Source organism: Erythrobacter sp., assembly GCA_019739335.1.
GTDB lineage: Bacteria > Pseudomonadota > Alphaproteobacteria > Sphingomonadales > Sphingomonadaceae > Alteraurantiacibacter.
This window is the reverse complement of sequence record CP073261.1, coordinates 1,758,487-1,771,942: the sequence shown is the minus strand read 5'-3', so window position 1 is coordinate 1,771,942 and position 13,456 is coordinate 1,758,487. Positions and strand designations below refer to the sequence as shown.

The following is a 13,456-nucleotide window of genomic DNA, read 5'->3' as shown; positions in this document are numbered from 1 at the left end:
ACCACCATGTTGCTTTCGATCGGTCAACCCGCCAGCCCTACCCTCCTCGGTGTGGACGTCATCCTCGTCGGCTCGATCCTCGCCGGCATGGCTGCCGCCGCCGTGCTGCTGGCCATCTATGCCGCTGTTACCGTGCGCGACCCCATGGCCAAGCGCGTGAAGGCGCTGAACCAGCGCCGTAACGAGTTGAAGACCGGGATGCTCACCCAGTCCACGCGCAAGCGGCAGAGCCTGGTCCGCAAGACCGACCGGACCGAAAAGGTCAAGGACACGCTGAAGGGCATGCGCGTCCTCCAGGAGGATCAGGTCAAGGACGTGCAGCAGAAGCTTGCGCAGGCTGGCCTCCGCAACAAGGAATGGGCCGTCTTCGTCATCTTCGCCCGAATGGTGCTGCCGGTTGTGCTCGGTCTTGTCGGCGTGGTGGTCTTCTATTGGACCGACACCTTCCCGGAATGGGGCAGCGCCAAGCGCTTCATGGGCTTCGCCGGACTGGTAATCGCCGGATACAAGGGGCCCGAAGTCTTCCTGAAGAACCGTTCCAACAAGCGGGTCAAAGCCATCCAGAAGGGTCTTCCCGATGCGCTCGACCTGCTGGTGATCTGCGCCGAAGCCGGCCTGACCGTGGATGCTGCCTTCAACCGTGTCGCCCGTGAACTGGGTCGCGCCTACCCCGAACTGGGCGACGAATTCGCCCTAACGGCAATCGAACTGGCCTTCCTCACCGAGCGCCGCCAGGCATTCGAAAACTTCGCTTACCGCGTCGATCTCGATGCCGTGCGCGGAGTGGTGACGACGATGATCCAGACCGAGCGATACGGCACTCCGCTGGCTTCTGCCCTGCGCGTGCTCTCGGCCGAATTCCGCAACGAACGGATGATGCGCGCCGAAGAAAAGGCCGCCCGCCTGCCTGCGATCATGACGGTGCCGCTGATCCTGTTTATCCTGCCGGTGCTGTTCATCGTCATCCTCGGCCCGGCGGCTTGTTCGATTGCCGACGCCTTCTCCGGCGATGGTCCGGGAAGCAATAGCTAAGGCGGAGGACGATCGGCCGCCTGCACACAGAAAACCCCGCGCGGTCCATCGCCTCGCGGGGTTTTTCTTGTCCGAAGCGAAGATACTAGCGGATGCCGTACCCGCCGGAAAGTTCGCCGCCTTCAAGACCTTCGGCCTGGCTGCGCGCACGTTCCAGCAGGTTGCGGAACAGCGCCAGTTCTTCCTCAGCAAAGCCGGCGAACAATTGCCGCTCCATCTCCTGCGCCAGCGGCATGATCTCGCCATGCATGGTGCGCCCTGCAGCGGTCAGGTCGAGCAGATGCGAACGCCCGTCCTGCTCGTTCGGGGTCCGCTTGGCCAGATCGCGCTCTTCGAGCACCTTGCAGGCACGGTTCACCGCTACCTTGTCCATCAACGTCCGTCGCGTCAGCTCACGCTGGGTAACCGCACCGCTATCCCCCAGCACCGCCATCACGCGCCACTCGGGAATGCTCAGCCCCCAACGTTGGCGATATTCCATCGCGATACGTCCGCTCACTGCATTGGAAGCGAGCGAAAGCTGGTAGGGCAGGAAGCGGGAAAGTCGGCTAGTCGGTTGCATAGGCAACTACCTTGTGCAAGTTTTGCCCGCTTTGCAAGTTTCCGCTATCAACCGGCCCTTCCGGCGTATGAAACGATGCGGAGAGGCACTCAGCCCAGCAATCTCCGCGCGATCGCGTCCAGTCGTGCGGTGACCGTGGGATCCCATTTCTCGCGCGGAGTAATGATCGCAGTGTCGAGCACCGAGTCAATCGGGCTCGCGCTGCGCTGATCGGGCAGGGCTGCACCGAATTCGGCCAGCATGGCACGGGCGTTTTCGGCATTGCCGTGCATCACCCGCAGAATGTCGGCCACGTCGACATCTTCCCCGGCAGCGCGCCAGCAGTCGTAATCGGTAACCATGGCGACCAGCGCATAGGGCAATTCCGCCTCGCGCGCGAGGCGGGCTTCTGGCATCGCCGTCATGCCGATCACATCCGCGCCCCATTGGCGATAGAGCTGGCTTTCGGCACGGGTGGAGAATTGCGGCCCCTCGATGGCGACATAGGTACCCGTGCGGTGCACTGTCGGGCCGGCACGCTCTGCTGCATCGGCCGCCATTGCCGCCAAGCGCGGGCAGACAGGATCAGCCAGGGGCACATGCGCGACCACCCCCTCGCCGAAGAAGCTCCGCTCGCGCCCCCCTGAGCTGCTCGAGGTGCGATCGATCAGCTGGTCGACAATCACGAAGTGGCCGGGAGCGATGTCTTCGCGCAGGCTCCCGATAGCCGATATCGCCAGAAGATCCGTCACTCCGCATCGCTTCAGCGCGTCCACATTGGCACGATAGTTGACATGGCTTGGCGAAAGGCGGTGCCCGGCACCATGCCGGGCGATAAAGGTGAACCGCACCCCGCCGATGCGCCCGGTCACCACCGGACCGGATGGCTCGCCAAAAGCGCTGGCGACTTCAATTTCCTGCGCATCTTCCAGTGCGCCGGGCTCATACAAACCCGAACCGCCGATTACCCCGATATGCCATTCGCCCAAGTTCATGAACTCCCCTGTCTAGCCCCCTATTTGGGGGGCATACGGATGGCACCGTCAAGCCGGACGGTTTCGGCATTCATGTATTCTGCCTCGATCATGAAGCAGGCGAGCGCGGCATATTCTTCGGGCTTGCCGAGCCGCTTGGGGAACGGGATCGATGCGGCCAGCGCTGCTTGTGCCTTTTCGGGCAGGCTATCCATCATCGGGGTGTGGAAAATGCCGGGCAGTATCGCGTTGACGCGGATACCCTCCCCCATCAGGTCGCGCGCAACCGGCAGGGTCATACCCTTAACGCCCGCCTTGGATGCGGCATAGGCAACCTGCCCGATCTGCCCGTCCTCGGCGGCGACCGAGGCAGTGTTGATGATGACCCCGCGCTCGCCCGAATTCCCATCGGGCTCGCCTACGGGATCGATTGCCATCATCCCGGTGGCGGCCTTGGCCATCGTCTGGAAGGTGCCGATCAGGTTGACCTTAATGGTCTTTGCGAAGGTCTCGAACGGCAGGTGCGAAATCTCACCCGTCTCGCGGTCACGCTTGGTGAGCTTGCCGATGGTGGCGATCCCGGCGCAATTGACCAGCACCCGTTCCTGCCCGTGGGCGGCGCGGGCCTTGGCGAAGCCCGCATCGAGCGAGGCTTCGTCGGATACGTCAACCTGACAGAACACCCCGCCAATCTCACCCGCGACAACTTCCCCGCGCTCGGCGTTCATGTCGAAAATGGCGACCTTGGCGCCCTTGCCCGCCAGCGCCCGCGCGGTCGCTTCCCCAAGGCCGGATGCGCCGCCGGTGACCACGGCGGCAATGCTTGCGTCGATAATCATGCCTGTCCCTCACTTTGGCGCCGATGAAACGGCGATGTCCTGCCAGCGGTCCTAAGCGCCGCCAGCCGCGGGTCAAGCGGTTCACCACGGGAAATCGCCGCCCCGATTGCGCAGGGCCAAAGGAAAGGCCCCGCAACCGGAGTTGCGAGGCCTTTCCCATTGTCGTTCCTTACGGAAGCGTGCGGATCAGAAGCGGATCGACGCTGAAGCGAAGAATTCGCGACCGTCGAGATCGTAACCGTTGCCGATCGGGGTGTTCGAGATGCCGAACACTTCGTTGGTGTCGATCAGCGGCGGATTGGTGTCGAAGATATTCGTCACACCGGCGCGCAGCGTAATGTCTTCGTTGAAGTCATACCGCAGCGAAATCGTGTGGACGAAATAGTCTTCGGCGAACCCGACGTCGCGGCAGAACAGCCCGTCGCCAGCCACAATGCCGTCCGGAACGAATGCGCCGCCCGGGCCAGTATTGCTGCCCGAACCGTTGCCAGTGCAGGTATCGCTGAAGAAGTTCGCAGCACCATTGCCATCGGGATCGACCAGGAACCCGTCGGGGCCGCGACCGAACACGTCCGCTGCAAGGTCGATACCATCGGCCTGCTGCTGGACCTCGCCGATCCAGCGGGTCTGCCAGGTCACCAGGAAGTCCGAATAGCCGACCGAGAAGGTCGCACGGCCGGTCCAGGACGGGAAACCGAATTCACCAGCGTCATCGTCGAAGATCGCATTGCCCTGATCGTCAAGGAACACGCTGCTACGTTCGATCAGGTGGTTGGCACGAACGCCCAACGACAGGTCGAGCGTTTCACCACCCATAGGCACCGAATAGTCGAAGGTAGCATTCAGATCGATACCACGGACTGCTTCCGAGTTGATGTTCACGAAGCCCGCGAACACATCGGTGATCAGCTGGCGGCTTGCAGGATCGGAGTCGAAGTCAATGAAGTCGCAGAAGTTGCTACGAACCCCATCATCCCGCAGGAAGCACTCGTTGACGATGAACTGACCGCTCGGCTCCGCAATAGCGCCCTCGACCTGAATGTCGAAGTAGTTGAAGTTGAACGCTATATCGAGGCCGCCGAAGTTCTCGGTGATCGCAACACCAGCGGTGAACGATTCCGAAGTTTCCGGATCGAGTTCGAGGCTGCCGCCCGAGGTGATCTCCACGCTCGGCTGCGTGGTGGTGTTTGCGCCACTGGCATCGATACCGACGCGGGTCGGGTCGCGGCCTTCGCGCTGGCAGTTGGCCAGAACTTCAGGGTCGCGGGTATCGAGTTGCGGTTGGTAGCCGCCGTTGAGCGGCTGGAACGCTGCTGCAGGGACCGCACAAGGATCGATGAGTCCGCCGAAGCCCGACTGACCGGCGAGGAAGTTTTCGCGCAGGTTCGGGGCACGGAACGATGTACCGAAGCTCGCCTTCAGCAGAACCTGCGGGATCGGACGCCAGCCCGCCTTGAGCGAGTAGGTGGTGTTGGTCCCGTAGAATTCCTCGTCGCTGATACGGCCCGAGGCGCTGAAATCGAATTCACCAAAGAAATCATCGTCGAACACCGGGATGTCGATTTCGCCGAAGGCCTCCATGATGTACTTGCTGCCTTGGCCGCCCTGATCGGCGAAGAAGCCGAAGAACAGGCCTTCCGCCGCAACGGCATCCGGCTGCGAGTCGATGGCATCGCTGCGGTATTCAGCGCCGAGCACGATCGCCAGCGGGCCAGCCGGAAGTTCGACAACGTCGCCAGTCACGTAGGCGGAGATGACCGTCTGCTCGTACACGGTATCGAAATCGCGTGAATCGAACAGATAGTCGCGTTCGGCCTGGGTCGCGAAATCGCCGACGGCCTGGTCATACAACGAGGTGGCGAACAGGTTCACCGGAACGCAACCGGCGACCACGTCGGGCTGCAGGTTGTCCGGGTTCTGGAACCCGGACGTCGCGCAGGGTCCGCCTGCGAGAACGACTGGCGAAGCCGCGTTGACCCCGGCTGCCGAGGTCGGATCGATACCGAGCGCGAGCGCCAGACGGTCGCCACGGATCCCGATGCGGGAGGACTGGCCTTCCGAACGCGAGTAGACACCTGAAATCTCGAACGACCAGCTGTCACCGATGAACGGAAGGTCACCGCGCAGACCGAGGACGCCGCGATACTGTTCCTGGACCGTTTCAACGAATGAGCGATCCCCGATTACCGAAACGACCGGGCGGACAATACGCGATACACCGAGGGGACGAGCGAACGCACCGCCGGCGAAATTATACAGGTCATCGAAGCGGTTCTGCGCATCACCACAGTCGTTGTTGGCAATGTTACAGGGGTTGAACGGGTTCTGCGCCGGTACGAACGGGAACAACTGCGGCGCGGTGCTGCGTGCAGACACCTCGGCGCGGCTGTAATTGGCTTCGAAGAACGGAGTCAGGTTCAGATCGGTCCCGAGCTCGTACTCGCCATAGGCCATGACGTTGTAGAGATCCTGCGGGGCGATAAAGGAAGGCTCCAGATCGGTACCGTTGCGGCTGACCTGCGAGAAATCCACATCCATCAGGCCATCGCCGTTCCGGTCAGCCGGAACGCCGAAAGCATCGACAGCGTCGCTGAAAAAGGGAACGAACGAGTTACCCGCCTGGCCGGTGCTGGCATAGACGGTTTCATCGTAATAGAGGTTGCCGTAGAACAGGCCACCCTGCGGCAGGAAGCGGCGCACCGCCGCTTCGATCTTGCAAGGTTGCTCGACTTCGCCGACGGCCCCGTCACTCAGAACGCGGGTGTTGGCATTGTCGAAGCGACCGACCGTCTGGATGTCGCCGTTCTGGTCGATTTCGTAGTGCGTGTTACAGCCTGCCAGGAAATCACGATCGGCAATGCGGACTTCGTCGCGACGGGAGTATTCCAAGCCGATGCCGAAGAACCCGCGATCGAAGGTGGTGCCCCATGCGCCCGAAAGGGTGTAGTCGTCGCCACCGCCCTGCTCGTTGTAGTTGCCGCTGGCGAACAGTTCGAAGCCGTCGATATCGTTGCGCAGGATGATGTTGCCCACACCGGCCACGGCGTCCGAACCGTAAACCGAAGACGCGCCGTCAAGCAGCAGGTCGTAACGCTGGACAAGCGAGGCGGGGATCAGGTTGATCGAAGGGTTGGTCGGCGCGCCTTCGACACCGGCAGGTGCGAGGCGGCGGCCGTTGACCAGCAGCAGCGTGCGGTCGGCACCAAGGCCGCGCAGGTCGAGCGTTTGCGAACCCGGACCGTTGTTCAGCACGAAGCCCTGGAAGGTGGCGTCGATCTGGGTGCCCGAAGCGGCTTCGGAACGCTGAAGGATCTGTGCAGCGTCGAATTCACCAACGTCGCGCGCAGCCTCGGTGGTGAGGATCTGCAGCGGCGAAATGCTGGAATAGGTGTCCGCACGGCCGATACGCGAGCCGGTGACGACGATCTGGCCTGATTCTGCCTGAGAACCATCAGCACTTACGATTTCGCAGTCTTCATCCTGAACGCCAGCGGCATCGACTTCGCATTCGTCGTCGGCATCCTGCGCATAAACCGGCGCACCCGCCAGCAGAGCCACTGCCGATACGGAAACGGCGAATCCCGTCAGGGCCTTCTTCTGAAACTTTTTCATATTTGTCCCGTCCACCTTGAGGAGAGGGTATCGCAACCACGAGACCCGAATTCATTTATCGTTCAGCGCGGGTTGGGCAAGGAGAGGTGCCAACCATCGCCACGCGTCGGACCTGCAGGGGTAAGCTGCGTTGGTCCATGCGCTACCGTGTTGAGTGCAATAGCGGGTGCCCCTTGTCAAAACGGCAGGGCCTCGGGTTGCCGCATATATCCCCTTTTGGTTTTAGCTGTGACTAAATTCACACACCTCCGGTGGGTGACCCTAGCCTTTGGTCTGTGTTCGGCAAATTACTGTTATTTCTGTATTTATTCGAAATAGACAGATTTTTGTTGTTGCGGTGCAACATAGTTTCTCCAAAATTGGGTCTCACGTAATTGTCTGATTGTGCAGTTGCGAACTGTGAAGCACTTTCCCCTTGTCGCATCAAACTCGGCAGTCACTTCGAACACGGGGACCGGACCATGAACTTTCAGGCTAGACTCAAACTCGCTTGCGCGCCCATTGCAGTTTCGATGGTGCTCGCGTCCACCAACGCGCTCGCCCAGGAAAGCGGCGGACAGGAAGCTTCAGACGAATCCACAATTGTCGTCACTGGCTCCCGTATCCAGCGCGACGCCAACGAAGCCGCCCCTTCCCCGATCGCGACGGTATCGTCCGACGATATCCGCAATACCGGGGTGATCGACGCCACCGATGCCCTGCGCGAGATCCCTGCGCTCGCCAATTCCGGTACAGTCGGTGACTCGCTCCAGAACGGCGAGGGCGGGGTCGGCCAGGCCACGCTCAACCTGCGCGGGCTTGGTGCGGTGCGGACGCTGGTACTGGTGGACGGGCGGCGCCACGTATCGGGCGTATCGGGAAGCCAGATTGTCGACGTGTCGAGCATCCCCACTGCGCTGATCGAGCGCGTCGAAGTGCTCACCGGCGGTGCTTCCGCCGTCTATGGCGCCGACGCCGTGACCGGGGTCGTCAACTACGTGCTGATGGACGATTTTACCGGCTTCGAGATCGACGCGGTGGGCGGCCTGTCCGCCGATGGCGACGGCTTCACCGGTTCGATCGACGGGGCGATCGGGTTCGACCTGCCGAACAACCGGGGCAATATCACGCTGGCCATGGGCTACTCACACACCGAGGAGCTGTTGCAGGGTGACCGCGCCTTCTACGCCAACAACGGCCAGTTCAACACCGGCACCACCTATCCCAGCCCGCTGCGCCGGTTCCAGAAGGGCGACCTCGGGACGGGGACGCCCAACTTCTCCAATTATTACAGCATCGACAACGGGCTGCTGCCGTTCGGCTTCAGCATTCCCGACGCCGCCGATTTCATCGCCGATTACGAGGCGACTTTCGGCACCACTCCCACGTTGACGCAGACCGAGCTGGCATTGATCGACCGGGCAGCCAATGCCCCGGCGCTCGCCTACCAGTCCGATCCGCGCTTCGCGATCTCGTCCGGCGCAGGCCTGATCTTTCGCCGCGATTTCGGGTTTTTCGAAGCCGACATCAACAATAACGGTATCAACGACTGCCAGGAAAGCTTCATCGGCCTCACCGGTTTCGGCGGCGGCGGCTGCTATGTCTCGACGCCCGATGGCGGAGTGAAGATTTTCGAGGACGGCATCATCGCCAGTTCCAGCAACCAGTTCGGCGGCGATGGTGCACCCGAACGGCTGAGCGGCGCAAGCCTGATCCCGAGCAACGAACGCATCTACGCTAACATACTCGCCAATTTCGCCGTCAGCGACGGGGTGGAGCTGTTTCTTGATGCCAAGTATGTGAACTCGGTCACCGGCTCGCAGAACCCCTACAACACCTTCTACGATTCGCTGCTGATCTTCGCCGACAATCCCTACATCCCCGCGGCCATCCAGGCCGATGCCGATGAAGCGGGCGGGCTGCGGGTTTCGCGCGATTTCACCGATCTCGGCTTGGCGCGACAGATCGCCGAGCGAGAGACCTACCGGCTGGTCGGCGGGCTGCGCGGCGATTTCGGGGCGGGCAACGAATTCTCGTGGGAAGTCAGCGCCAACTGGGGGCGCTTCGAATCCACTATCGAGAACGAAAACACCGTGCTTTACGACCGCCTGTTCGCATCGATCGATGCGGTGGACGAGGGCGAGTTTCTTACCGGCACGCCCAACGGCAATGTGGTCTGCCGTTCCGATCTCGACCCCGAGGCGCGGCATCCGGGCAGCCAGTTCTTCCCGGTGATCGAGCGTGGCTTCTTTACCTTCAATCCGGGCGACGGCAGCTGCCGTCCCGCTTCGCTGTTCAATGGCGAGCAGTCGGTTTCTCAGGAGGCTGTGGACTTCATCACTGCCACCACCACCAACCGCGCGGCGCTCGAGCAATTCGTCGTCAACGCCACGCTGGTGGGCGATACCAGCAGCTTCTTCGAAATGCCGGGCGGCCCGATCGGCTTTGCGGTGGGTGCCGAATATCGCGAAGAAAGCAGTTCCTTCGCCTTTGATCCGCTAACACTGGGCATTGCGCCGATCGACACGCCGGATATCGATGCCGGACAATTCATTGGCGACGTATCCGACAATCAGCAGTTGATATTCGATGCCCAGACGCGGACGTTCAACACCGGCGGCAGTTTCGACGTTGCCGAAGCTTTTGCCGAAATCAACATTCCGATCCTGGCCGATGTGCCGTTCTTCGAGGTACTCGAAGTCAGCGGTGCAGCGCGCTATTCGGAATACTCGACCGTGGGTGATACTTTCACCTGGAGCCTCAGCGGTATCTGGGCGCCGATCGAGGATATCCGCTTCCGCGGCACCTATTCGCAGGCCGTGCGCGCCCCGAACATTTCCGAACTGTTCGATCCGCAGCAAGGCACCACTTTCCGCCCTTCCGATCCCTGCGATGCTTCGCAAATCGACGTTCTGGACGCGGCGGCAGCGCAACTGCGGCAGGCCAATTGCATCGCTGCATTCCAGGCTTTGGGAGCGAGCGCGGAGGATTACTCGACCGGAGGCGTCTACGATTACGAAGACCCGCTCACCGCGCGCTTTTCCGGCACCTCCGGCGGCAACCCCAATCTGAGCGAAGAAACCGCCAAAACCTACACCTTCGGCACCGTCATCACGCCCCGCTTCATTCCGGGTCTGGTGGTCTCGGTGGACTACTACAATATCGAGATCGAGGACGCGATTGCCGCCGTCAGTTCGCAGGATATCGTCAACAGCTGTTACGATGCGGCCGGCTTCCCGAACCAGTTCTGCGACCTGTTCACCCGCAACGGCACCGAAGGGAGCCCGACTTTCCTCGGCTTCACCTTCCTCGAACAGACCCAGCTGAACTTCGGGCGCATCGAGACCGCGGGCATCGACGGGGCAGTCGCCTACAGCTTCGATATCGGTGAATTCGATATCGGCGCACGGGCGGCGGTGAACTGGGTGGACTATATCGATCGCTTCTTCGATCCCACCGATCCCACCGCCAACAACCCCGGCCTGCGCGAGGAGCAGCGCCCCGAATGGGCAGGCGTGGGCTCCCTCAGCGTCGGCTACGGCCCGATCACGCTGCGTTATGGCCTGCAATATGTGGACAGCACCGCCTTCGCCGGGATCGAGATCGAGACAGCCGAAGCTCAGGTGGGCGCGGCGGGCTTTGCGGACGAATACTTCATCCACGATGTCTCGCTGACCTACGATGCGGACGAATTCTCGGTCTACGGCGGGGTAAACAACCTCACCGACGAACAGCCGTACCCGACCAACTTCTCCTACCCGGTCAATCCCTACGGCACCTACTTCTTCCTCGGGGTGACCTTGCGGGGCGATATTCCGGGAATGTGAGCGTTATTGCAGCGGGGACGCAGAATTCCGCGTCCCCGCCAATACCTATAAGACCACCATCTGCAACTCGCCGTCACCTTCGTCGATCTTCACCGTGCTGCCATCGGGCACTTCGCCCGCCAGCAGCTTTTCCGCCAGCGGATCCTGCAAGTACCGCTGCACCGCGCGCTTCAGCGGCCGGGCGCCGTAGACCGGATCGTAGCCCACCCGGCCCAGCCACTCCTTTGCGCCGTCGGTCAGCTCAAGCACGATCTTGCGATCCTTGAGCAGCTTCTGCACCCGCCCGACCTGGATTTCCACGATCGGGGCCATGTGTTCCATGCCCAGCCGGTGGAACAGCACGATCTCGTCCAGCCGGTTGAGGAATTCGGGGCGGAAATGGCCGCGCACCATTTCCATCACCTGGTCCTCGACATCGCTGACCTGCTGCCCGTCGGCCAGATTGGACAGGTACTGGCTGCCGAGGTTGCTGGTGAGGATGATCAGCGTGTTGCTGAAATCGACCACCCGGCCTTGCCCGTCGGTCAGCCGCCCGTCGTCGAGCACCTGCAACAGCACGTTGAACACGTCCGGATGGGCCTTCTCGACCTCGTCGAACAGCACCACCTGGTAGGGCCGCCGCCGCACAGCTTCGGTGAGCACCCCGCCCTCGTCGTAGCCGACATAGCCGGGAGGCGCGCCAATCAGCCGGGCGACCGCGTGCTTCTCCATGAATTCGCTCATGTCGATCCGCACCATCGCCGCATCGTCATCGAACAGGAAGGCCGCGAGTGCCTTGGTCAGTTCGGTCTTGCCGACGCCGGTGGGGCCGAGGAACAGGAAAGAACCGAGCGGCCGGCCGGGGTCCTGCAAGCCCGCGCGCGCACGGCGCACCGCCTTGGACACTGCGTTTACCGCCGCCGCCTGCCCGATCACCCGCTTGCCGAGCGCGTCTTCCATCTTCAGCAGCTTCTCGCGCTCGCCCTGCAGCATTTTTTCCATCGGGATGCCAGTCCAGCGGCTGACGACCGAAGCGATATCGTCTTCGGTCACTTCTTCCTTCAACAGCGCGTTTTCCGTCTGGATTCCCGCTTCGGCCAAGGCCTTCTCGAGCGTCGGGATGCGGCCGTACTGCAGTTCGCCTGCGCGGGCGAGATCGCCGCTGCGCTGCGCCTGCTCGAGTTCGATCCGGGCAGCATCGAGTTGCTCCTTGACCCGGGCTTCGGCGTGGATCTTGTCGCGCTCGTTCTGCCAGCGGGTGGTCAATTCGCTGGACCTCTGCTCCAGATTGGCGAGTTCCTCGCGAATGGCATGCAGGCGGTCCTTGCTGGCCTGGTCGCTCTCCTTCGCCAGCGCCGAATCCTCGATCTTCAGCTGAATGATTCGCCGGTCCAGCCCTTCGATCTCCTCGGGCTTGCTTTCCACTTCCATGCGGATGCGGCTGGCGGCTTCGTCCATCAGGTCGATCGCCTTGTCGGGCAGGAAACGATCCGCAATGTAGCGTTCGGAAAGCTGCGCGGCGGCAACGATGGCATTGTCGGTGATCCGCACGCCGTGGTGCAGCTCGTACTTCTCCTTGATCCCGCGCAGGATCGAGATCGTGTCTTCCACTGAAGGCTCGTCGACGAACACCGGCTGGAACCGCCGTTGGAGCGCCGCGTCCTTCTCGACATACTTCTGGTATTCGTCGAGCGTGGTTGCGCCGATGCAGTGCAGTTCGCCGCGTGCCAGCGCGGGCTTCAGGAGGTTGGAGGCATCCATGCTGCCTTCGCTTGCGCCCGCGCCGATAAGGGTGTGCATTTCGTCGATGAACAGGATGATCTCGCCCTCGGCGCCCTTCACTTCATCGAGCACGGTCTTGAGCCGTTCCTCGAACTCGCCGCGATACTTGGCGCCCGCGATCAGCGCGCCGAGATCGAGCGCCATCAGGCGGCGGTCCTTCAGGCTGTCGGGTACGTCGCCATTGGCGATGCGCAGCGCGAGGCCTTCGGCAATCGCGGTCTTGCCGGTGCCGGGTTCGCCGATCACCACCGGGTTGTTCTTGGTCCGCCGGGCAAGGATCTGCACCACGCGGCGGATTTCCTCGTCGCGTCCGATCACAGGATCGAGCTTGCCGTCGCGCGCCGCCTGCGTCAGGTCGCGGGCATATTTCTTCATCGCGTCATATGCGGCTTCGGCATTGGCGCTGTCTGCGCTCTTGCCCTTGCGCAATTCGTTTATCGCGGTGTTGAGCGCCTGCGGGGTGAGACCGGCATCGGCCAGCACCTTGCCCGCTGCCGTGGTGTTGGCCAGCGCCAGCGCCAGCAGCAGCCGCTCGACGGTGACATAGGAATCACCCGCCTTCTCGGCCACCTGCTCGGCGGAATCGAGCACCCGCACAGCATCGTTATCCAACCCCGGCGTCGCCTGCGCCCCGCCGCCGCTGACCGCGGGAATTTTCGCCAGCAAGGCATCGACCCGCTGCACGGCCACGGCAGGATTGCCGCCCGCGCGGCTGATCAGCCCGGCAGCCATGCCTTCGTTGTCTTCCAGCAGCGCCTTGAGGATATGCTCAGGCGTAATCCGCTGGTGCGAATTGCGGATGGCGACGGTTTGCGCAGACTGCAGGAAGCCCTTGGCGCGGTCGGTGAACTTTTCGAGATTCATGCCCTGTTGTCCCTCAATCGGATTACC

General features: G+C 62.3%; 7 protein-coding genes. 2 read left to right on the top strand and 5 right to left on the bottom strand.

Annotated elements, in window-relative coordinates; genetic code table 11:
• The first annotated feature begins 6 nt into the window (after positions 1–6).
• Positions 7–1,032, top strand: a complete 1,026-nt coding sequence (locus tag JY451_08755) for a type II secretion system F family protein (GenBank protein ID QZH73867.1) — start codon at positions 7–9, stop codon at positions 1,030–1,032.
• 85 nt (positions 1,033–1,117) lie between these two features.
• On the opposite strand, the gene JY451_08750 is transcribed toward JY451_08755, so the two are convergent.
• From JY451_08750 to JY451_08735, 4 genes are all read right to left on the bottom strand, one after another.
• Positions 1,118–1,594: a winged helix-turn-helix transcriptional regulator gene (locus JY451_08750; protein ID QZH73866.1), complete on the bottom strand. Its 477-nt coding sequence runs from the start codon at positions 1,592–1,594 to the stop codon at positions 1,118–1,120.
• Positions 1,595–1,683: 89 nt separating this feature from the next.
• Positions 1,684–2,568 (bottom strand): S-methyl-5'-thioadenosine phosphorylase, encoded by an 885-nt coding sequence (gene mtnP, locus JY451_08745; protein QZH73865.1) that lies wholly within the window; start codon positions 2,566–2,568, stop codon positions 1,684–1,686.
• 20 nt (positions 2,569–2,588) lie between these two features.
• Entirely contained in the window at positions 2,589–3,386 is a 798-nt protein-coding gene (locus JY451_08740; GenBank protein QZH73864.1) for an SDR family NAD(P)-dependent oxidoreductase, read from the bottom strand.
• Between the two features lie 186 nt (positions 3,387–3,572).
• Positions 3,573–6,998, bottom strand: a complete 3,426-nt coding sequence (locus tag JY451_08735) for a TonB-dependent receptor (GenBank protein QZH73863.1) — start codon at positions 6,996–6,998, stop codon at positions 3,573–3,575.
• A 461-nt stretch (positions 6,999–7,459) separates the two neighbouring features.
• Between JY451_08735 and JY451_08730 the strand changes: the two genes are divergently transcribed.
• Positions 7,460–10,804: a TonB-dependent receptor gene (locus JY451_08730; protein ID QZH73862.1), complete on the top strand. Its 3,345-nt coding sequence runs from the start codon at positions 7,460–7,462 to the stop codon at positions 10,802–10,804.
• A gap of 45 nt (positions 10,805–10,849) precedes the next feature.
• On the opposite strand, the gene clpB is transcribed toward JY451_08730, so the two are convergent.
• Positions 10,850–13,429, bottom strand: a complete 2,580-nt coding sequence (gene clpB, locus JY451_08725; protein QZH73861.1) for an ATP-dependent chaperone ClpB — start codon at positions 13,427–13,429, stop codon at positions 10,850–10,852.
• Positions 13,430–13,456 lie beyond the last annotated feature (27 nt).

Bases quoted from the DNA above. Each gene is read 5' to 3' on its own strand.
- JY451_08750 (QZH73866.1), bottom strand. From the start codon at position 1,594: ATGCAACCGACTAGCCGACTTTCCCGCTTCCTGCCCTACCAGCTTTCG.
- JY451_08730 (QZH73862.1), top strand. From the start codon at position 7,460: ATGAACTTTCAGGCTAGACTCAAACTCGCTTGCGCGCCCATTGCAGTT.
- mtnP (QZH73865.1), bottom strand. From the start codon at position 2,568: ATGAACTTGGGCGAATGGCATATCGGGGTAATCGGCGGTTCGGGTTTG.
- clpB (QZH73861.1), bottom strand. From the start codon at position 13,429: ATGAATCTCGAAAAGTTCACCGACCGCGCCAAGGGCTTCCTGCAGTCT.
- JY451_08735 (QZH73863.1), bottom strand. From the start codon at position 6,998: ATGAAAAAGTTTCAGAAGAAGGCCCTGACGGGATTCGCCGTTTCCGTA.
- JY451_08740 (QZH73864.1), bottom strand. From the start codon at position 3,386: ATGATTATCGACGCAAGCATTGCCGCCGTGGTCACCGGCGGCGCATCC.
- JY451_08755 (QZH73867.1), top strand. From the start codon at position 7: ATGTTGCTTTCGATCGGTCAACCCGCCAGCCCTACCCTCCTCGGTGTG.